Genomic DNA, 19,444 nt, shown 5'->3' with positions numbered 1-19,444 from the left:
AAAGACATGAGACACAGCAAAGGCTTCAGCCTGATCGAAGTGATGGTCACCCTGGTGCTCACCACAATCGGCATCCTCGGCATGGTGGCAATGCAGGGACGCAGCATTCAGTACACGCAGGATTCGGTACAGAGAAACGCAGCTGTGATGCTGGCCGGGGATTTTGTCGAGATTATCCGCACCAACCCCGAAGAGCTTTTCGAAAAGGCACCGCCTGCGGAACCCTTCTATAACGCGTTCAAAGACAACTCTCTCTTCTACAAGGATGCAGGAAACGATTTCGCCACCGCCCCCGCCGATTGCGTTGCTAACCCGAAGAGCGCGTTGGAAATGCGCGACTGCTGGATCAAAGCAGCCCAAGCGGCACTGCCTGGGGCAAGTGATCTGTTCGAAGACGCCTTTTACATCTGCCGCAGCTCGGCCCCGGGCAACTGCAACGACAAGGGCTCCATGCTAGAAATCCAGCTGGCCTGGAGAGTGAAAGCCGGTACATGCCCTGACGACAGGGCCTCCAACGACACCACATGCATCTACAGAACCCGAGTAGAACTATGAGAAACCTCAGCATGCATTCACAGCGCGGGTTGTCCATGATTGAGCTTCTGGTAGCCCTTGCCATCAGTAGTTTCCTGCTTCTCGGCATCAGCCAAATCTATCTGGATAACAAGCGCACTTACCTCTTTCAGCAAAGCCAAGCTGGAAATCAAGAGAACAGCCGCTTCGCCACACTTATGCTCAATGAGTACCTGAGTAAGGCTGGTTATCGTCGCGCGCCGGATCAACTGGTCGAGGATGCCTTTCCTCAAGTTACGGCAAATACCGATTGCCAAGCCTTCACCAAAGGTAGTCCGGTAACTGCAGCCAAAGATCAACTGGGCATCTGCCTGCGCTACCAACCTACTATCAGTGGCGAACTGGATTGCCAGGGAGATGGCACTACGGTCTTCGATGATAGCAAGGCATTCAAGGCGCCCTCCGCCAGCAGCCTTATAACGCTGGTTCTGAGATATGAGCCGGGAGCGGAACTGAACACTGGCGCACTGCAATGCAAGAGTCTCAGTGCGAGTAGCCCTGCCTATGTCGAATTGCTCACTGGTATAGCCGACTTCCGTCTCGAGTTCGGGGTAGGCGGCAAGGACCTGCTGGAAAAGAAGTTGACCGAAGGCAGTGGGCGCTTCGTCAAAGCTGCAGCTTGGACAGATAACAGCGGGCCTATCCGCGCAGTTCGCTATTCCATTCTGCTCGCCAGCCGGGAAAGTCAGCGCGATGGAGACTCACAGATATATAGCGACTGGTATGAAACTTCGGATGCAACTACCAAGGCGCGTCTCGCAGCAGGCGATAAGAGCCGCATCTACCAAGTGGCACATGGAACCCAGACGATCAGGAATTTGATGCCATGAAAACCTTCCACCCCCTCCGCGAGCATGGCGCTACTCTGCTTGTTGCCTTGGTTATGCTGCTGATTCTGACGGTATTGGCAGTGTCCAGCATGCGCGGCGTAGTACTCGAATCGCGGATAACCGGCAATCGTGCGGAAAATTTGCGTCTGCAGGGGGCTGCCGATGCGGCATTGCGTGAGGGCGAATTTCGCTTCTATGGTCCTGCCAACCTACGCGACAAACTCGAACCCAGCGAGAGCAATTGCCAGAAGAGCAATAAATTGCAAACCAATGGCATCAACCGGCCTTGCCTGCTGGATATTTCCGATGAAGCAGATCGTCTTGCTTTCATGCTCAACCCATTGAGTTTTCTCAAGAGCAGCTCGGCAGACAACAAGACAGGTGCGGATACCGCGGCCGCAGGTGAGACCGATTTCGTCACGTGGATGCCGTATCGCGGCAGGGAAGCAGGGAACGACAACGTCACCGCAACTGACCTGGACGCTTACTGGAATACGCGCCTGATAACTGTCGGCGAAGACGATGCAACAGCTCTGAATGCAGAGTATGGAGCCATCCTAGAAGGCCGTGGGACTTACTTTTACCAGATCAATGGGCAGGCCGACGACCGACTCACCCTGCAGTCGACGACTGCCAATGTCTATGTTGGCCTGAACAATTAAGGGAAATGGATATGACCCCTAAGTATTTCGCAGCCATAAAATTTCTGGCCGCAACAGGGCTGGGAATCGCGCTGTTCAGCGCACCGTTGAGCCTTCAGGCAGCAATTTCTCAGCAACCGCTCTCACTTACCGAAGGTGTCTCCCCTAATTTGCTTGTAACTTTAGACGACTCAGGGAGTATGGCCTGGGCATATGCGCCGGACGGAATTAATACATCAGCTAACCTTGGCAGCCGCGCCTGGCGCTCCAATGCATTTAACTCCATGTATTACGATCCGAACACGACATACCGTTTACCTAAGCAGGTTAGAATGGTGAACGGTGAGGTAGTAGTCTCTGACTACCCAACGCCAAGCTTCACCAGCGCGCCACAAAATGGCTACAGCAGCAACAGCACAAAAACCAATCTTTCCAGCAAGTTTCGAGCACAGGGTAGCGGGACATCATTTATCACCACCTGCGGAACAGGAGTATTCCCTGCAGGAGTCTGTAGTAATGGAGAAGCTCCTGCTCATTACTTCCAGTACAACGTGAGCGCGACCTGCCCCCAAAGAAACCCGAGCAACAACAACAACTGTTACACATATAACCAAGTAGGCACAGCTCAACAAACCAACTTCGCTATCTGGTATGCTTTCTATCGCACCCGTAACCTCGCCACCCGCTCCGCGGCCAATCTAGCTTTTTATACACTGCCCGAAAATGTACGCCTTACCTGGGGCGCTCTTAATACCTGCAGTATTGGAGCTGGCAGTACGAGTAGCAGCGGAACCTGCAGCAACAACACCATAAAGCGCTTCTCCGAACAACACCGTGTAAACTTCTTCAATTGGCTGAGTGCCCTTCCACAATCGGGTGGCACCCCCCTTCACGATGCAATTAAACGTGCTGGAGACTTCCTTCAGAACAATACTAAAGCCTACAAAGATGATGACGGCAGCGAATATTCCTGCCGTGCCAGCTACCATATTCTCATGACCGACGGCATGTGGAATGGTCGGCCTAGCGGCAACATTAACCATGATGGAAGCCTCGATTATCCGTATAAGGATGATCAAACCAATACCCTCGCAGATTGGGCTTACCACTATTGGGCGACCGACCTGCGATCCAATTTGGCAAATAAGGTGGCCCCTTATTTACCGGATGGCGCGGACAGCAAGGACCCTCGCTACGATCCTGCCAACTGGCAGCACATGGTAAATTTCACGGTCGGCCTTGGACTCACCAATTCGCTACAACTAAGCACCGCACCAACCTGGGGCGGCTCTACATTCACCAACCATAGCGAGTTGATGAACATGGCGACCAATGGCAAGCGCTGGCCAGCCGTTGGCAACGACGACCCGGACAACGTCTATGATCTTTGGCATACCGCCATCAACTCACGTGGCGAATTTTTCAGTGCCGATTCTCCTGACAGCCTGGTTGCAGCCTTCGCCGATATCCTCAGCCGTATCTCTGGACGTACTAGCTCCGCTGCCAGCCCAGCTATTAACTCAGGTATGCAGGACGATGGTACAGGTGGGCTGGTGAGTTATGCCTACCAAACGTCCTACTCCAGTAATGATAGCTGGGCAGGGGATATAAAAGGCTATCTAAAAGCGAAGACATACAACGCAGTCACCGGCCTTTTCGATGTGACCACCACGGAAGAGTGGAGTGCACGCGACAATCTCGACAGTCGCGTGGGCAACCGTAACATCATGATCGCGTCGCACACTGGCGGTACACTGGGTGATGCAGACGGTCTCACGGAGTTCAGCTGGAGTCATGCAGCGATGCCAGCACCCCAGGTACGCTTGCTTATTACCTGCGGCAGAATCCTGACGATGGCGACACGCTAGAAACGGACAGCACTAATGCACAGCTGCGCCTGGATTTTTTACGTGGCAACCGGAGCTAGAAGGCTCTCTGTTTCGCGTGCGCTACACGGTGCTCGGCGACATGATCGCGTCCAAACCGGTAACGGTGCGTGGCGCTCGCTACCTGACCAGCTACGCAGAAAGATTACACCCGGGGGAGGGTATTCCGAGTTCGTCGAAGCGCAGCAGGAAAGGGCACCACGCGTTTATGTAGGTGCTAACGATGGGATGCTGCATGGTTTCGATGCAGTAACAGGGCAGGAAACATTCGCTTTCGTCCCAACAGTAGTTTTCCCGAAACTGCACAAACTCACAGGCAAGAACTACCAAGGAGCCCACCATCAGTTTTATGTAGATGGCTCACCAGTGGTCGCCGATGTTTACATAGGCGGTGAATGGCGTACAGTTTTAGTAGGAACAATGCGGGCAGGTGGTAAAGGATTGTTCGCTCTGGACGTGACCAATCCCAATGCCATCAAGCTGCTGTGGGAATTCCATGACAGTTCAATACCCAATACCAATGATGTACGTCTGGGTTATAGCTTCCCGCATCCGACCATCGCGCGCCTGCACAATGGAAAATGGGCAGTAGTTACCAGCAATGGTTACGACAGTGCGAACAAGGATAATGGCAAAGCCGCCCTGCTGATCATCGACATGGAAACCGGAGATCTGACCAAAAGCTTGGAAGTTGCTGGCGCCGACGGTTTGGCCAACGGCTTGTCGACACCAAAACTGGCCGATTTCAACGCAGACGGCATAGCCGATTTCGCCTATGCTGGCGATTTGCAAGGCAATCTATGGCGCTTCAACCTTACTCCGGAAGATACGGTCGCACCATACACCCAACAAGTTAGTGAGACTACCGCAGCCGAAAGTGGCTTCAAGGTTTCCTATTCGGGCACACCGTTGTTCAAAGCAGCAACTTCTTCAAATGCACGCCAGCCTATTACCGCTGCACCCTCAATCATTCGCCATCCCACGCTGCACGGCTATCTGATTGTATTCGGCACAGGCAAATATTTCGAAGAAGGCGATAAGGATGGCTCATCCACCACTCAAAGCGTCTACGGAGTTTGGGATACCAATACACTCGATCCAGATGGCACGTTGCAGCCTGCCAACCTATCTCGAAACGGTCTCCAGGCACAAACAATGAATTCAGTGCTCGAAAGCGAGGTTTCGGGGCGCGATGCCCGACTACTGAGCCAGAATTCCGTCAAGTGGGCGATACCACCAACTCCGACCACCCCCAATGGACGGACAATGATGGCCATAAATATGGGTGGTACTTCGATTTACCGCTAGACAGCGAAATGGTAATCGAGGACATGGTCACCCTTGGCCGAACGCTGTTCTTCCAGACTCTGGTTCCCAACGCCGATCCTTGCGCTTCAGGCGTCGAGACTTGGACCTATGCGGTAGATCCTCAGAGTGGTGGACGTACACTGCACCATGCCTTCGTCGATCATCGCAGTTCCAACAATGCCGATACTGTTATCTCCGCCATTCGTCAGGACGGCGAAGGCGGTCTAACCCTGGGTCAGACGCCGGACAGCAAGTACGAACTGTGCACCGGGCTCGAGTGCAAGAAGGTTTTCCCGGATCCATCCAGCCTGGGCCGTCAAAGCTGGCGCCCAATAGTGGAGTGACTCATGAACCACAGATTTCCACGCTTACTGGCGATAGTAACTATGACGCTGCTCACAGGCATTGCCCACTCGGCAACTTTCGAGGCAAGTGGCACTATCAGCGACGTGCAGCTTGGCAACAATCTCATTGTCGTCGAGAAAACGACCTATTCGCTACCGAACAAAACGGCGCTCAACGGCACACCGGCGATTCTGCAATTACAGCCAGGCTATCTGATCGGATTCAGCGGCACCGAAGCATCACCCCACTCGATCATCGACTCAATCTATCTCTATCCCGAGTCGGTACGTAGCGCCAAACAGGGAGAACATCCATGATGTCACGTGCCAGGGGCTTCACCCTGATCGAACTAATGATAGTAGTAGGTATCCTTGGGATTCTGGCGGCGATCGCCTACCCTAACTACACCGAGTACGTCCAACGCAGCAACCGCAGTGAAGGGCATGCCCTGCTTAATGATGCGGCTGCGAGCCAGGAGCGATTTTTTGCACAGAACAACAGTTATGTAACTGCGGCCGCGGATATTGCAAAGCTGGGTCTGCGCGGCACCAGTGGTACAACCGTCACTTCGGATAACAGAAAATACACCCTGACAGTAAGTACGGTCGCCAACGACGGTGGCTACACGCTGACCGCGACACAGCGCTTCGGTGACACAGCCTGTGGCAACCTCACCCTCAATGCTCGCGGCGTAAAAGGCAGTAACGGGAGCAAGAGCGTCGAGGCGTGCTGGAAATAATCCAAACCAACCCACCATGAAGAAGCCCGGCATTTGCCGGGCTTCTTCATTCTGAGCCGTGAAGCCCATGCTGCTCATGAGCTGTTCGCAAGAAGCCTTACAACGCCTTCACCCGCAACTCCTTCGGCATCGAAAACGTCACGTTCTCCGGTCGCCCGTCCAGCTCATCGGTGCCGCTGGCGCCCCACTCCTTCAGTCTCTCGATCACGCCACGCACCAGCACTTCCGGTGCCGAGGCGCCGGCGGTGATGCCGATGCGCTGAACGTTCTCGAACCACGCGCGCTCAAGGTCCTCGGCGCCGTCGATCAGGTAGGCCGGGGTGCTCATACGCTCGGCCAGTTCTCGCAGGCGGTTGGAATTGGAGCTGTTGGGGCTGCCGACCACCAGTACCACGTCGCACTCGTCGGCCAGTTGCTTGACCGCGTCCTGGCGGTTCTGGGTGGCGTAGCAGATGTCGTCCTTGCGCGGCCCGCCGATGCCGGGAAAGCGGCTGCGCAGCGCATCGATGACCCGGCTGGTGTCGTCCATCGAAAGCGTCGTCTGGGTAACGAAGGCCAGCGCCTCGGGGTTGCGCACCTGCAGCCGCGCCACGTCCTCCTCGTCCTCCACCAGATAGATCGAGCCACCATTGCACGTGTCGTATTGCCCCATGGTGCCTTCCACTTCCGGATGGCCCTGGTGGCCGATGAGGATGCATTCGCGCCCTTCGCGGCTGTACTTGGCGACTTCCAGGTGCACCTTGGTCACCAGCGGGCAGGTGGCGTCGAACACTTTCAGGCCGCGTTTTTCCGCCTCCTGGCGCACCGCCTGGGAGACGCCGTGGGCACTGAAGATGACGATGACATCGTCCGGTACCTGGTCCAGTTCCTCGACGAAGATCGCGCCGCGTGCGCGCAGGTCTTCCACCACGAACTTGTTATGCACGACTTCATGCCGCACGTAGATCGGCGGGCCGAAGACCTCCAGGGCGCGATTGACGATCTCGATGGCGCGGTCGACACCCGCGCAGAAGCCGCGGGGATTGGCGAGTTTGATTTGCATGGTGGAGTCTCGGCACGCGGAGCTTGAAAACGGGGTAGAGTGTAGCGCGATACGCTGCAGGGCGTTCTTCGACGCCCGTGCGTGTGCTGCCAGGCTGATCGCCAGCACGCTGGCGCCTACATCTATCGGCCCTGACCCGACGGGGCCTAGACCGGCTTGACCTCGATGATCTCGACTTCGAAGGACAGCGTCTTGCCGGCCAGCGGATGGTTGAAATCGACGGTGACCTGGTTGCCGTCGAAGGCCTTGACCACCCCCGGCAATTCAGTGCGGGCGGCATCCTGGAAGCTCACCATCAGGCCCTCGGACAGCTCCATGCCCTCGAACTGGCTACGCGGCATCACCTGCACGTTCTGCGGGTTGACCTGGCCGAAGCCTTGCTCCGGCGCGATCTGCAGGGTGCGCTTGTCGCCGGCCTTGAGGCCGTACAGTTGCTGCTCGAAGCCCGGCAGCAGGTTGCCGTCACCCACCTTGAAGGTGGCGGGTTTCTTGTCGAACGTGCTGTCGACCAGCTCGCCCGTTTCCAGGCCAAGCGCGAAATGCAGGGTGACTTCCTTGTCCGGCCCAATGCGCTGTTCAGTCATGTGCGGATTCTCCGGTCTTGTTGCCCTTGAACATATCCAGCGCCAGCATCACGGCGCCCACGGTAATGGCGCTGTCGGCAATGTTGAACGCCGGGAAATACCAGCGGTTCTGCCAATGCACCAGGATGAAGTCGACCACATGGCCCAGCACGATGCGGTCGTAGAGATTGCCCAGCGCGCCGCCCAGCACCAGCGCCAGCGCCACGGCCAGCCAGGTCTCGTCGGCCTTCAGCCGCTTGAGCCAGACCACCAGCACGGCGCTCACGCCAATGGCGATCAGCGCGAACAGCCAGCGCTGCCAGCCGCTGTGATCGGCGAGGAAGCTGAAGGCCGCGCCGGTGTTGTAGGCCAGCGTCCAGGCGAAGTAGCCGGGAATGACCTCGACCTTCTGGTACAGGCTGAAATTGGCCTCGAACCAGTGCTTGCTCACCTGATCGAAGGCGATCACCAGCACGCTGAGCCATAGCCAGGTGAGCTTGCCGAAGCGTGCGCTCATCGCCTGGCTCCAGTGCCGCTTGCGCCGATGGCGAGGCCGTCACGCATAGTGACGCACCTCGCCGGCACCTTCGATGTTTTCCACGCAGCGCCCGCAGATTTCCGGGTGCTCGGCGTGGCTACCGACATCCGGCAGGTGGTGCCAGCAGCGACCGCACTTGGCGTGCTCGGTCTTCTTCACCAACAGCTTGAGGCCGGCCAACTCGCTCTCCACCGCCGCGGCAGGCGCCTGCGCCAGCGGCGCGACCGCGACGGCCGAAGTGATCAGCACGAAGCGCAGCTCGTTGCCCAGCTTGGCCAGTTCGGTAACCAGGGCGTCCTCGGCATACAGGGTGACTTCGGCCTGCAGGTTGCCGCCGATGGCCTTGGCGTTGCGCTGGTTCTCCAGCTCCTTGTTCACCGCGGCCTTGACCGCCATCACCTTGTCCCAGAAGACGCGATCCAGCGCGGCATCCTGCGGCAGCTCGGCGAGGCCCTCGTACCAGGTATTGAGCATCACCGACTCGTTGCGCTCGCCCGGCAGGTATTGCCAGATCTCCTCGGCGGTGAACGCCAGGATCGGCGCGATCCAGCGCACCAGCGCCTCGGCGATGTGGTACAGCGCGGTCTGGCAGGAGCGCCGCGGCAGGCTGTCGGCACCGGTGGTGTACTGGCGGTCCTTGATGATGTCGAGGTAGAAGCCGCCCAGCTCCTGCACGCAGAAATTGTGCACCTTCTGGTAGACGTTCCAGAAGCGGTAGGTGGTGTAGGCCTCCTCGATCTCGCGCTGCAGTAGCAGGGCTCGGTCGATGGCCCAGCGATCCAGCGCAATCAGCTGATCATTCGGCACCATGTGCTGCGCCGGGTCGAAACCGTCGAGATTCGAGAGCAGGAAGCGCGCGGTGTTGCGGATGCGTCGATAGGCATCGGCGCTGCGCTGCAGGATCTGCTTGGACACCGCCATCTCGCCGGAATAGTCGGTGGCCGAGACCCACAGACGCAGGATATCGGCGCCCATGCTGTCGGTGATTTCCTGCGGCGCGATGACGTTGCCGAGGGACTTGGACATCTTGCGGCCGTTCTCGTCCACGGTGAAACCGTGGGTGAGCAGGCCCTTGTACGGTGCATGGCCGTCGATGGCCGCGCCGGTCAGCAGCGAGGAATGGAACCAGCCGCGGTGCTGGTCGGAGCCTTCCAGATAGAGGTCGGCGCGCGGGCCCTGCTCATGGCCCATGGGGTGCGAACCACGCATCACGTGCCAATGGGTAGTGCCGGAATCGAACCAGACGTCCAGGGTATCGTTGGTCTTCTCGTACTGCGCGGCCTCGTCGCCGAGCAGTTCGGCCGGGCCGAGCTTGAACCAGGCCTCGATGCCTTCGCGCTCCACGCGCTGGGCGACCTGCTCCATCAGCTCGACAGTGCGCGGATGCAGCTCGCCGCTTTCCTTGTGCAGGAAGAACGGAATCGGCACGCCCCAGTTGCGCTGGCGCGAGATGCACCAGTCCGGACGGCCGGCGATCATCCCGTGCAGGCGCGCCTGGCCCCAGGCCGGGACGAACTCGGTCTGCTCGATGGCATCCAGCGCGCGGCGGCGCAGCGAGCTGCCGTCGTGGGCGACCTTGTCCATGCCGACGAACCACTGCGCGGTGGCGCGGTAGATCAGCGGCGTCTTGTGCCGCCAGCAGTGCATGTAGCTGTGCTGGATCGACTCGTGCTTGAGCAGCGCGCCGACCTCGGCGAGCTTGGCGACGATGTTCGGGTTGGCCTTCCAGATGAACTGGCCGCCGAAGAACGGCAGGTCCGGCACGTAGACGCCATTGCTCTGCACCGGGCCGAGAATGTCGTCGTTCTCCATGCCGTAGTGCTTGCAGGAACGGAAGTCGTCCTCGCCATAGGCCGGCGCCGAGTGGACGATGCCGGTGCCGGCGCCGGTTTCCACGTACTCGGCCAGGTAGACCGGGGCGAAGCGCTCGTAGAACGGATGGCGGAAGCGGATCAGTTCCAGCGCCTTGCCTTCGCAGCGGGCGACGATCTCACCGTTCAGGCCATAGCGTTGCAGGCAGGATTCGACCAGCTCCTCGGCCAGCACCAGCAGGCGCTCGCCGGTGTCGACCAGCGCGTAGATGAATTCAGGGTGTACGTTGAGCGCCTGGTTGGCCGGGATGGTCCAGGGGGTGGTGGTCCAGATGACGATACTGGTCGGCTTGGCCAGGCTGGCGAGGCCGAAGGCGGCTGCCAGCTTGTCGGCGTCCTCGACGGCGAAGGCGACGTCGATGGCGTCGGATTTCTTGTCCTGATATTCGACCTCCGCCTCGGCCAGCGCCGAGCCGCAGTCGAAGCACCAGTTCACCGGCTTCAGGCCTTTGAAGACGAAGCCGCCCTCGACCAGCTTCGCCAGGGCACGGATTTCACCGGCTTCGTTGACGAAGTCCATGGTCTTGTAGGGATTGTCCCAGTCGCCGAGCACGCCGAGGCGGATGAAGTCGGCCTTCTGCCTTCGATCTGCTCGGCGGCGTAGGCGCGGCAGCGCTCGCGGGTCAGGTCCGCCGGCTGGTTCTTGCCGAAGGTGGTCTCGACCTTGTGTTCGATCGGCAGACCGTGGCAGTCCCAGCCCGGCACGTAGGGCGCGTCGAAACCGGCCAGGGTGCGCGAGCGGACGATCATGTCCTTGATCACCTTGTTCACCGCATGGCCGATGTGGATGTTGCCGTTGGCGTAGGGCGGGCCGTCGTGCAGGACGAACTTCGGGCGACCTTCGCCGATCTGCCGCAGCTTCCGGTACAGGTCAATGCTATTCCAGCGCTGCAGAATCTCCGGCTCGCGCTGTGGCAGACCGGCCTTCATCGGAAACGCCGTGGACGGCAGATTGAGGGTCGCTTTGTAATCGGTCATTTCAGTCCTGACTCGTGGTGAAGGGTGAAGCCCGCCAGTAGTCGCGGGCGGCGGCGATGTCCGCGTCGATCGCCGTCTTGAGTGCCTCCAGCGAGGCGAAACGCTGCTCGTCGCGCAGCTTGCGCAGGAAGGTCACCTGCACCAGGCGGCCGTAAAGGTCGCCCCGGTAATCGAGCAGATGCACTTCCAGGTGTGGCCGGCCGTCGCTTTCGACCGTAGGCCGCATACCGATGTTGGCCACGCCAGCCAGCGGCTTGCCATCCAGTTCGAGGCTGACCACGAACACCCCGCTGAGCGGCGTATTGCGGCGCTTGAGCTGAACGTTGGCGGTCGGTGCGCCCAGCTGGCGACCGAGCTTCTGCCCATGCATGACCCGGCCGGTGATGCCGAACGGCCTGCCGAGCAACGCTTCGGCCTGTGCCAGATCGCCTGCCGCCAACACCTGGCGCAGACGTGTGCTGCTGACCCGCTCGCCATCCACCTCGATGGTGGTGGCGGCCTCGACGGTGAAGCCTTCGGCGGCACCGGCCTTGTGCAGGAAGTTGAAGTCGCCGGCACGGTCGCAGCCGAAACGGAAATCGTCGCCGACCTCCAGATGCCGCACCCCCAGCCCCTCCACCAGCGTGGCATGAACGAATTCGGCCGCGCTCAGCTCCCGCAGTCGCCGATTGAAGGCCAGGCACAGCACCAGGTCGACACCCTGCTCGCTCAACAACTGCAGCTTCTCACGCAGCCGGGTCAGACGTGCAGGCGCCCTTTCCGGCGAGAAGAATTCGCGCGGCTGCGGCTCGAAAATCACCACGCAACTGGGCAGCCCCAGCTCGGCCGCACGTTCGCGCAGGCGCGCCAGGATGGCCTGATGCCCCCGGTGCACTCCGTCGAAGTTGCCAATGGTGGCGACACAGCCCCGATGCCGGGGGCGTAGGTTGTGAAGACCTCGAACCAGCTGCATACCGCACTTCTTGCTTGAAAAGTGGCCGATTATACGCATGTGGCGAGCCTTCCGGACAGGTTTGCCGCCGTCCGGCACTGTCGATCAGTGCCGCAAATGCCGAGGCCGCAAGCCCAGCAGCAGCAGCCCGCCGGCAAACGCGACCAGGCCGGCGCAAACCAGCAGCGCCAGACGCAACGCGCGTTGCTGCCAGCCCCAGGCGAACCACTCCTGTGCCGGTACGTTAAGCCACCAGACCACCGCTACCATCGCCGCGCAGGCGCCAGCCAGACGCAGCGCGAACAGCCACCAGCCAGGCGTCGGACGGTACACGCCGATCTTGTAGAGCCCCCAGAACAGCAGGAAGGCGTTGAGCATCGACGACAACGACGTCGCCAGCGCCAGCCCGACATGCTTGAGCGGCCAGATCAGGATCAGGTTCATCACCATGTTGGCGACCATGCAGATGACCGCCACGCGCACCGGCGTCTTCAGGTCCTGGCGCGCGAAGAAGCCGGGCGCCAGCACCTTGATCAGCATGAACGCCAGCACGCCCAGCGAATAGGCCTGCAGCGCCCTGGCCGACTGCACCACCGCCTCTTCGCTCATGGCGCCGTAGTAGAACAGGCTGGCAATCATCGGCTCGGCGAGGATACCCAGCGCCAGCGCAGCGGGCACGCCCACCAGCAGGACCATCCGCAGCGCCCAGTCCAGCGTCGACGAAAAGGCCTTGGGATCGTCGCTGGCATGCTGGCGCGACAGGCTCGGCAGGATCACCGTGCCGATGGCGATGCCGAACGCCCCCAGCGGCAACTCGGACAGCCGATCGGCGTAGTACAGCCAGGACACGCTGCCGGTCTGCAGGAAGGACGCCAGCACGGTATCGAGCAACAGGTTGATCTGACTGACCGAGACCCCGAACAACGCCGGCACCATCAGCAGCATGATGCGCCGCACACCCGCATCGCCGACCTTGACCCGCGGCCTGGGCAGCAGCCCCAGCCGGGCGACGTAGGGCAGCTGGAACGCCAGCTGGGCGAAGCCGGCAATGAACACGCCCCAGGCCAGCGCCATGATCGACTGGTTGAAGTACGGCGTGAGGAATATCGCCGAAGCGATCATGCAGACGTTGAGCAGTACCGGCGTGAAGCCCGGCACGGCGAAGTAGCCGTAGCTGTTGAGCACGCCCGAGGTGAAGGCCGTCAGCGAGATCAGCATCAGGTAGGGGAAGGTGATGCGCAGCAGTTCGCCGGCCAGCTGCATCTTCGCCGGGTCGTCATGGAAGCCCGGCGCGAACAGCATCACCACATAGGGTGCGAACAGCACGCCCAACGCGGTCAGCCCCGCGAGGATCAGGCCCAACATGCCGGCGGTGCGATCCACCAGCAGCTTGACGTCGGCCAGCGTGCGCTTGGCGCGGTACTCCGACAGCACCGGAACGAACGCCTGGGCGAAGGCGCCCTCGGCGAACAGCCGGCGCAGAAAGTTGGGGATCTTGAAGGCGATGAAGAAGGCGTCCGCCGCCGCCCCGGAGCCGAAATAGCTGGCAACCACCATATCGCGTACCATGCCCAGCACGCGCGACAACAGGGTCATGACACTGACCACCGCGCTGGAACGCAACAACCCGCCCTTGCCGGTTTTTTCGGACATTTTGTCTTTCCTGGAATTGCAGCGAGATGGATCGGCCGGACAGCACCACTGCCGACTGGATCGATGGCCAGTTAGGACACGAAACGAGGCGGCGAGTTTAGCCGCAGCCCATCTGTCCGACCAGCATCGCGAGCCATTCGAGCGGGCTTGACAAGCGCCCGCCGCGTCGGCATGATTCGCGGCCTTATTTGCTTTGCAATCCCCCACGTTTTCGAGGAGTTCGACGGTGGCCAACAGCCCTTCCGCCAAAAAACGCGCAATTCAGGCTGAGAAGCGTCGCAGCCACAACGCCAGCTTGCGCTCCATGGTTCGCACCTACATCAAGAATGTGGTCAAGGCCATCGATGCCAAGGACCTGGACAAGGCCCGCGCAGCCTACACCGCCGCTGTGCCGGTCATCGACCGCATGGCCGACAAAGGCATCATCCACAAGAACAAAGCCGCTCGTCACAAGAGCCGCCTGAACGGCCACATCAAGGCCCTCGGCGAAGCTGCTGCAGCCTGAGCTGCCCGTTCTTGAAAAACCGGCCTCGCGCCGGTTTTTATGCCTGCAGCTCCTGGCAGCTTCGCAGGCTGGGTTGAGGAGCGCAGCGACGAAGCCCAACACGCTCAAGCACCGCCCGACATCCTGCCCGTTGGGCTTCGCTGCGCTCAACCCAACCTACGGCCAGGGCAGGATCGGGATCGCCGTCACCGCATTCTGCGGACTGCCTTCGATGATCCGGTCGCTATAGACGAGATAGATCAGCGCATTGCGCTTCTCGTCGAAGAAGCGCACCACCTGCATGCTCTTGAACACCAGCGACGTGCGCTCCTTGAACACCACCTCGCCATCCTTCAGTCCATCATTGACCCGGATGGGCCCGACCTGCCGGCAGGCAATCGACGCCTCGGCCCGATCCTCCGCAAGCCCCAGGCCACCCTTGATGCCGCCGGTCTTGGCTCGCGAAAGGTAACAGGTCACACCGTCGACCTTGGGATCATCGAACGCCTCGATCACGATCTTGTGGTTCGGCCCGAGCCACTTGAACACCGTATCGACTTCGCCAATCTGTTCAGCGAACGCGAATTGCGGCATCGCCAGCCCCAGCAGCAACGCCATGACAGCCCGAGACATGATCACCTCAGACCAGAATCATGTTGTCGCGATGGATCAGCTCCGGCTCGTCGACGTAGCCGAGCAGCTTCTCGATCTCGTCGGACGGGCGACCGAGAATCCGCTGTGCCTCGGCCGCACTGTAATTCACCAACCCCGCGCCACCTCTTCCCCTTGCGGGCCGACGCAGACCACCATTTCACCCCGGCGGAATCCACCCTGCACCGCCTTCACGCCAACCGGCAACAGGCTGCGATGCCCCTGGCGCAAGGCATGCACGGCACCGGCATCCAACGTCAGCGTGCCACGGGTCTGCAAGTGCCCGGCCAGCCACTGCTTGCGCGCCGCATGCCGGCTGCGCTCGGGCGCCAGCAACGTACCCAGGCGCTCGCCGGCCTTGAGCCGCGCCAGCACCTGCTCGATACGCCCACCGACGATCACCGTATGCGCACCGGAACGCGCAGCCAGACGCGCCGCGCGCAGCTTGGTCTGCATGCCGCCGCGTCCCAGCGCACCACCGGTGCCACCCGCCACGGCATCCAGCGCCGGGTCGTCGGCACGCGCCTCGCTGATGAGATTGGCCCGGGGATTGAGACGAGGGTCGGCATCGAACATGCCGTCGCGATCGGTGAGAATGACCAGCAGATCGGCCTCGACCAGGTTGGCCACCAGCGCACCGAGAGTATCGTTGTCGCCGAAGCGGATCTCGTCGGTGACCACGGTGTCGTTCTCGTTGATGACCGGCACTACACCGAGATCGACGAGCGTGCGCAGGGTGCTACGCGCATTGAGGTAGCGCTTGCGGTCGGAAAGGTCGTCATGGGTGACCAGGATCTGCGCAGTCTGCTGATCGCGGCGGGCAAAGCTCGACTCCCAGGCCCGGATCAATCCCATCTGCCCCACTGCCGCAGCGGCCTGCAGCTCATGCACTGCCTTCGGCCGTGCCGCCCAACCCAGGCGGCTCATGCCGGCGGCGACCGCGCCAGACGACACCAGCACCAACTCCACGCCCGCCTCGCGCAGGGCCACCATCTGATCCACCCAGACCGCCATCGCCGCCTGGTCCAGGCCGCGCCCGTCGGCGGTCAGCAGCGCACTGCCGATCTTCACCACCCAGCGCCGCGCACCGCTCACCTTGTCCCGCATCGTTCCCGCCTTCTAATCCGGCCAAAACACCTCTGGATCGGGCTGCGCACGAGCCAGCCCGCCGACCACTCGCATGAAGCAGGTCGCCAAGCGACCCGAACCCGACTCAGCGGACGTAGATGATCTCGGCGCCGCCCTCGTCATCGTCATCGTCGTCGAAGTCGTCATCATCGACCTCATCCGCCGCCTTGACCCCGGCACGCCGCAGCGCACGCTGGTCATCGAGCTCCTGCAACCGCGCACGCGCCTCGTCCTCGATCTGCCGGTCCAGCTCGGCCAGCGCCTCGGCATAATCCGGCTCCTCGGCGATACGCAGCGTACGCTCGTCGAGATAACGCATGATGGCCTGGCTCAGCGCCTCGGTGCCCTCGCCCTCCAGCGCGGAGATGACGAATACCGGCCCTTCCCACTCCAGGCGCTCGACCACCTGGCGCATACGCTCCTCGCGCTCGTCATCGAGCAACTGGTCGGCCTTGTTCAGCACCAGCCAGCGGTCGCGCTGCATCAGGGCCGGGCTGAATTTTTCCAGCTCGCGCAGGATCACCTCGGCCGCATCGGCCGGGTCGCTGCCGTCCAGCGGTGCCATGTCGACCAGATGCAGCAACAGGCGGGTGCGCGCCAGGTGCTTGAGGAACCGAATGCCCAGCCCGGCGCCCTCGGCCGCACCCTCGATCAGCCCCGGGATATCGGCGATCACGAAGCTCTTGTAGCGACCCACGCTGACCACACCGAGGTTCGGCACCAGCGTGGTGAAGGGATAGTCGGCCACCTTCGGCTTGGCGGCGGAAACCGAGCGGATGAAAGTGCTCTTGCCGGCATTCGGCAGCCCCAGCAGGCCGACGTCGGCCAGCACCTTCAGCTCCAGCTTGAGGTCGCGCGCATCGCCCGGCTTGCCCGGCGTGGTCTGCCGCGGCGCACGGTTGGTGCTGGACTTGAAGCGCGTATTGCCCAAGCCGTGCCAGCCACCCTGGGCCACCAGCAGGCGCTGGCCGGCCTTGGTCAGGTCACCCATGATTTCCTGGGTCGCAGCATCGATGACGGTGGTGCCCACCGGCACCGGCAGGACCAGATCCTCGCCCTTGGCGCCGGTACAGTCGGTGCTGCCGCCCTTCTGCCCGTTCTGCGCATGGAAGCGGCGGGTGTAGCGGTAGTCCACCAGGGTATTGAGGTTCTCGTCGGCCTCCAGGTACACCGAGCCGCCGTCACCACCATCGCCGCCGTTGGGACCGCCCTTCTCGATGAACTTCTCGCGACGGAAGCTCATCATGCCGTTGCCACCGTCGCCGGCCTTTACAAAAATCGATACTTCATCGACGAATTTCATGGGAACGCCTCCCGTCGCAGGACGGGCTTAAGAAACAAGAAACGTAAGGATCTTGCGAAAAACCGAACGATCGCCAAGCGGTTCTCGGCAAGAGCCTCACAGGATACAGAAACAAAAAAGCCCCGTCGCATGACAGGGCTTTTCCAGCAACGTCGCGGTTAGGCTGCGACGACGCTCACGTAGCGACGGCCAAAAGCGCCCTTCACTTCGAACTTGACCACGCCTTCGACCTTGGCGAAGAGGGTGTGATCCTTGCCCATGCCCACGCCGTAACCGGCATGGAACTGGGTGCCGCGCTGACGCACGATGATGTTGCCGGCCTTGATGGCCTGGCCGCCGTACATCTTCACGCCAAGGCGTTTGGCTTCTGAGTCGCGACCGTTGCGGGTAGAACCGCCAGCTTTTTTGTGTGCCATGAGTTCAATACTCCTATAAGGGGATTCAGGCCCGATTAGCCCTGAATACCGGTGATTTTGACCTCAGTGAACCACTGACGGTGGCCCTGACGCTTCATGTGGTGCTTACGACGGCGGAACTTGATGATGGTCACTTTGTCGTGGCGGCCCTGGGCAACCACTTCAGCGGTGACTTTGGCACCATCGACCACCGGAGCGCCGATTTTCACATCTTCGCCGTTGCCGATCAGCAGAACGCGGTCGAAAGTGACAGCTTCGCCAGTCGGAACTTCGAGCTTCTCGATCTTGAGGTATTCGCCTTCGGCAACCTTGTACTGCTTGCCGCCGGTAACGATAACTGCGTACATCTATGTATCTCCGTTGATCCTGCTCACCCAGCGCTTTGAAAGAATGGTTGGTGGCTGGCATGGCTGCATGGGGCCGGAAGTGACGCCCGTGCAATTGCGTAAGGCAGGGAAATGCCCAGGGGGAAGTTCAGGGTCCGCGATTGTACGCATGCGCCACCCCCTGCGCAATAGCCAGCTGGCGCTGCCTTGACAGTGCCGGACCCGCCCCCTAGCATGCCGCGCAATCTGCGAGGAGTCCCCGATGCAACCCCAGCCTTTCTACCAAGTTGTGGCGGACGATTTTGCCGCTGTCGATGGCATCATCCGCAAGCAACTGACTTCGCGCGTTCCACTGGTGGAGAAGATCGGGGACTACATCACCTCGGCCGGCGGCAAGCGCCTGCGCCCCTTGCTGGTGCTGCTCAGCGGCAGCGCGCTGGGCCACCAGGGCGACCAGCTGCGCCTGCTGGCGGCGATCATCGAATTCCTGCACACCTCCACCCTGCTGCACGACGACGTCGTCGATATGTCCGGCATGCGTCGCGGCCGCTCGACCGCCAATGCCCTGTGGGGCAATGCGCCGAGCGTGCTGGTGGGCGACTTCCTCTATGCGCGCTCCTTCGAAATGATGGTCGAGCTCGACTCCATGCCGGTCATGCGCATCATCTCCCAGGCGACCCGGGTCATCGCCGAAGGCGAGGTGCTGCAGCTGTCCAAGGTTCGCGACGCCAGTACCACCGAAGAGATCTACATGGAGGTCATCCGCGCCAAGACCGCCATGCTCTTCGAGGCCTCCACCCATAGCGCCGCCACCCTGGCCGGTGCCAGCGAGGCCCAGCGCGAAGCCCTGCGCGCCTTCGGCGACTACCTCGGCATCGCCTTCCAGCTGGTCGACGACCTGCTCGACTATCAGGGCGATGCCGAAACCCTCGGCAAGAACGTCGGCGACGATCTCGCCGAAGGCAAACCCACGCTGCCACTGATCTACACCATGCGCGAAGGCACGGCCGAACAGGCGGCCCTGGTGCGCAAGGCGATCCAGAAAGGCGGCCTGGAAGATCTGGAAAGCATCCGCGCCGCCGTGGAGGCCTCCGGCGCCCTGGACTACACCGCCAGGCTGGCCCGCGATTACGCCGAGCGTGCCATCGCCTGCCTCGAAGTCGTTCCCGCCAACCGCTACCGCGACGCCCTGGCGGAGCTTTGCCGCTTCGCCGTAGCCCGCACGCACTGAGCACGCC

General features: G+C 61.2%; 19 protein-coding genes and 2 pseudogenes. 10 read left to right on the top strand and 11 right to left on the bottom strand.

Annotated features, from left to right (window positions below; translation table 11 throughout):
- The first annotated feature begins 6 nt into the window (after positions 1-6).
- The 8 genes from pilV to BAY1663_RS05085 are packed head-to-tail and all read left to right on the top strand — an operon-like array spanning position 7 to position 6,322.
- Positions 7-555 carry a type IV pilus modification protein PilV gene (gene pilV / locus BAY1663_RS05110; RefSeq protein WP_037038361.1) on the top strand — a complete coding sequence of 183 codons (549 nt, stop codon included), beginning with the start codon at positions 7-9 and terminating at the stop codon, positions 553-555.
- Complete coding sequence (locus tag BAY1663_RS05105) at positions 525-1,403, top strand: PilW family protein (protein ID WP_371257585.1); 879 nt, start codon at positions 525-527, stop codon at positions 1,401-1,403. The genes pilV and BAY1663_RS05105 overlap by 31 nt, the downstream gene beginning before the upstream one ends.
- Positions 1,400-2,065, top strand: coding sequence for a PilX N-terminal domain-containing pilus assembly protein (locus BAY1663_RS05100; RefSeq protein ID WP_037038359.1), 666 nt, complete (start codon positions 1,400-1,402; stop codon positions 2,063-2,065). Before BAY1663_RS05105 ends, BAY1663_RS05100 begins: the two co-directional genes overlap by 4 nt.
- Before the next feature lie 5 nt (positions 2,066-2,070).
- Complete coding sequence (locus BAY1663_RS24990) at positions 2,071-3,912, top strand: hypothetical protein (protein ID WP_256206545.1); 1,842 nt, start codon at positions 2,071-2,073, stop codon at positions 3,910-3,912.
- Positions 3,913-3,927: 15 nt separating this feature from the next.
- Complete coding sequence (locus tag BAY1663_RS24985; RefSeq protein ID WP_256206544.1) at positions 3,928-5,238, top strand: pilus assembly protein; 1,311 nt, start codon at positions 3,928-3,930, stop codon at positions 5,236-5,238.
- Positions 5,239-5,246: 8 nt separating this feature from the next.
- On the top strand, positions 5,247-5,582 hold the full coding sequence (locus BAY1663_RS24980) for a hypothetical protein (protein ID WP_256206543.1): 336 nt from the start codon (positions 5,247-5,249) through the stop codon (positions 5,580-5,582).
- 3 nt (positions 5,583-5,585) lie between these two features.
- The gene (locus BAY1663_RS05090; RefSeq protein WP_051497074.1) at positions 5,586-5,900 is read left to right on the top strand and encodes a PilY2 family type 4a fimbrial biogenesis protein; all 315 of its coding nucleotides are present in this window, start codon (positions 5,586-5,588) and stop codon (positions 5,898-5,900) included.
- Positions 5,900-6,322 carry a type IV pilin protein gene (locus BAY1663_RS05085; RefSeq protein WP_037038385.1) on the top strand — a complete coding sequence of 141 codons (423 nt, stop codon included), beginning with the start codon at positions 5,900-5,902 and terminating at the stop codon, positions 6,320-6,322. The genes BAY1663_RS05090 and BAY1663_RS05085 overlap by 1 nt, the downstream gene beginning before the upstream one ends.
- 97 nt (positions 6,323-6,419) lie before the next feature.
- On the opposite strand, the gene ispH is transcribed toward BAY1663_RS05085, so the two are convergent.
- The 6 genes and pseudogenes from ispH to murJ all read right to left on the bottom strand — a co-directional run bounded on the left by ispH (position 6,420) and on the right by murJ (position 13,898).
- Positions 6,420-7,364, bottom strand: a complete 945-nt coding sequence (gene ispH, locus BAY1663_RS05080) for a 4-hydroxy-3-methylbut-2-enyl diphosphate reductase (protein ID WP_037038358.1) — start codon at positions 7,362-7,364, stop codon at positions 6,420-6,422.
- A gap of 146 nt (positions 7,365-7,510) precedes the next feature.
- Complete coding sequence (locus BAY1663_RS05075) at positions 7,511-7,948, bottom strand: peptidylprolyl isomerase (RefSeq protein ID WP_037038357.1); 438 nt, start codon at positions 7,946-7,948, stop codon at positions 7,511-7,513.
- Positions 7,941-8,444: a signal peptidase II gene (lspA, locus tag BAY1663_RS05070; RefSeq protein WP_037038356.1), complete on the bottom strand. Its 504-nt coding sequence runs from the start codon at positions 8,442-8,444 to the stop codon at positions 7,941-7,943. The genes BAY1663_RS05075 and lspA overlap by 8 nt, the downstream gene beginning before the upstream one ends.
- A gap of 39 nt (positions 8,445-8,483) precedes the next feature.
- Positions 8,484-11,314: pseudogene (gene ileS / locus BAY1663_RS05065) on the bottom strand (isoleucine--tRNA ligase).
- A 1-nt stretch (position 11,315) separates the two neighbouring features.
- The gene (ribF, locus tag BAY1663_RS05060) at positions 11,316-12,266 is read right to left on the bottom strand and encodes a bifunctional riboflavin kinase/FAD synthetase (protein ID WP_037038355.1); all 951 of its coding nucleotides are present in this window, start codon (positions 12,264-12,266) and stop codon (positions 11,316-11,318) included.
- 84 nt (positions 12,267-12,350) lie between these two features.
- A complete protein-coding gene (murJ, locus tag BAY1663_RS05055) occupies positions 12,351-13,898 on the bottom strand; it encodes a murein biosynthesis integral membrane protein MurJ (protein WP_037038354.1) in 1,548 nt (515 codons plus the stop codon).
- A 226-nt stretch (positions 13,899-14,124) separates the two neighbouring features.
- On the opposite strand from murJ, the gene rpsT reads away from it, so the two are divergent.
- On the top strand, positions 14,125-14,403 hold the full coding sequence (gene rpsT, locus BAY1663_RS05050) for a 30S ribosomal protein S20 (protein WP_003288018.1): 279 nt from the start codon (positions 14,125-14,127) through the stop codon (positions 14,401-14,403).
- Between the two features lie 156 nt (positions 14,404-14,559).
- Here rpsT and BAY1663_RS05045 read toward each other — a convergent pair whose 3' ends face one another.
- From BAY1663_RS05045 to rplU, 5 genes and pseudogenes are all read right to left on the bottom strand, one after another.
- Positions 14,560-15,015, bottom strand: a complete 456-nt coding sequence (locus BAY1663_RS05045) for a CreA family protein (RefSeq protein ID WP_037038384.1) — start codon at positions 15,013-15,015, stop codon at positions 14,560-14,562.
- Between the two features lie 7 nt (positions 15,016-15,022).
- A pseudogene (gene proB, locus BAY1663_RS05040) lies at positions 15,023-16,140 on the bottom strand (glutamate 5-kinase).
- Positions 16,141-16,246: 106 nt separating this feature from the next.
- Positions 16,247-17,464, bottom strand: a complete 1,218-nt coding sequence (gene cgtA, locus BAY1663_RS05035) for an Obg family GTPase CgtA (RefSeq protein WP_037038353.1) — start codon at positions 17,462-17,464, stop codon at positions 16,247-16,249.
- A gap of 158 nt (positions 17,465-17,622) precedes the next feature.
- Entirely contained in the window at positions 17,623-17,880 is a 258-nt protein-coding gene (gene rpmA, locus BAY1663_RS05030; RefSeq protein WP_011912146.1) for a 50S ribosomal protein L27, read from the bottom strand.
- 35 nt (positions 17,881-17,915) lie between these two features.
- Positions 17,916-18,227, bottom strand: a complete 312-nt coding sequence (rplU, locus tag BAY1663_RS05025; RefSeq protein ID WP_037038352.1) for a 50S ribosomal protein L21 — start codon at positions 18,225-18,227, stop codon at positions 17,916-17,918.
- A gap of 241 nt (positions 18,228-18,468) precedes the next feature.
- Between rplU and BAY1663_RS05020 the strand changes: the two genes are divergently transcribed.
- On the top strand, positions 18,469-19,437 hold the full coding sequence (locus BAY1663_RS05020) for a polyprenyl synthetase family protein (protein WP_037038351.1): 969 nt from the start codon (positions 18,469-18,471) through the stop codon (positions 19,435-19,437).
- Positions 19,438-19,444: the final 7 nt, after the last annotated feature.

Source organism: Pseudomonas sp. BAY1663 (assembly GCF_000582595.1).
GTDB classification, from domain to species: domain Bacteria; phylum Pseudomonadota; class Gammaproteobacteria; order Pseudomonadales; family Pseudomonadaceae; genus Stutzerimonas; species Stutzerimonas stutzeri_AF.
Note: the sequence above shows the minus strand (reverse complement) of the source record. Positions and strands in the feature narration are given on the sequence as shown.

Excerpts from the sequence above, each read along its gene's own strand:
- pilV (WP_037038361.1), top strand. The coding sequence starts at position 7 with ATGAGACACAGCAAAGGCTTCAGCCTGATCGAAGTGATGGTCACCCTG.
- BAY1663_RS05105 (WP_371257585.1), top strand. The coding sequence starts at position 525 with ATGCATCTACAGAACCCGAGTAGAACTATGAGAAACCTCAGCATGCAT.
- BAY1663_RS05100 (WP_037038359.1), top strand. The coding sequence starts at position 1,400 with ATGAAAACCTTCCACCCCCTCCGCGAGCATGGCGCTACTCTGCTTGTT.
- BAY1663_RS24990 (WP_256206545.1), top strand. The coding sequence starts at position 2,071 with ATGGATATGACCCCTAAGTATTTCGCAGCCATAAAATTTCTGGCCGCA.
- BAY1663_RS24985 (WP_256206544.1), top strand. The coding sequence starts at position 3,928 with ATGCACAGCTGCGCCTGGATTTTTTACGTGGCAACCGGAGCTAGAAGG.
- BAY1663_RS24980 (WP_256206543.1), top strand. The coding sequence starts at position 5,247 with ATGGTAATCGAGGACATGGTCACCCTTGGCCGAACGCTGTTCTTCCAG.
- BAY1663_RS05090 (WP_051497074.1), top strand. The coding sequence starts at position 5,586 with ATGAACCACAGATTTCCACGCTTACTGGCGATAGTAACTATGACGCTG.
- BAY1663_RS05085 (WP_037038385.1), top strand. The coding sequence starts at position 5,900 with ATGTCACGTGCCAGGGGCTTCACCCTGATCGAACTAATGATAGTAGTA.
- ispH (WP_037038358.1), bottom strand. The coding sequence starts at position 7,364 with ATGCAAATCAAACTCGCCAATCCCCGCGGCTTCTGCGCGGGTGTCGAC.
- BAY1663_RS05075 (WP_037038357.1), bottom strand. The coding sequence starts at position 7,948 with ATGACTGAACAGCGCATTGGGCCGGACAAGGAAGTCACCCTGCATTTC.
- lspA (WP_037038356.1), bottom strand. The coding sequence starts at position 8,444 with ATGAGCGCACGCTTCGGCAAGCTCACCTGGCTATGGCTCAGCGTGCTG.
- ribF (WP_037038355.1), bottom strand. The coding sequence starts at position 12,266 with ATGCAGCTGGTTCGAGGTCTTCACAACCTACGCCCCCGGCATCGGGGC.
- murJ (WP_037038354.1), bottom strand. The coding sequence starts at position 13,898 with ATGTCCGAAAAAACCGGCAAGGGCGGGTTGTTGCGTTCCAGCGCGGTG.
- BAY1663_RS05045 (WP_037038384.1), bottom strand. The coding sequence starts at position 15,015 with ATGTCTCGGGCTGTCATGGCGTTGCTGCTGGGGCTGGCGATGCCGCAA.
- cgtA (WP_037038353.1), bottom strand. The coding sequence starts at position 17,464 with ATGAAATTCGTCGATGAAGTATCGATTTTTGTAAAGGCCGGCGACGGT.
- rpmA (WP_011912146.1), bottom strand. The coding sequence starts at position 17,880 with ATGGCACACAAAAAAGCTGGCGGTTCTACCCGCAACGGTCGCGACTCA.
- rplU (WP_037038352.1), bottom strand. The coding sequence starts at position 18,227 with ATGTACGCAGTTATCGTTACCGGCGGCAAGCAGTACAAGGTTGCCGAA.
- BAY1663_RS05020 (WP_037038351.1), top strand. The coding sequence starts at position 18,469 with ATGCAACCCCAGCCTTTCTACCAAGTTGTGGCGGACGATTTTGCCGCT.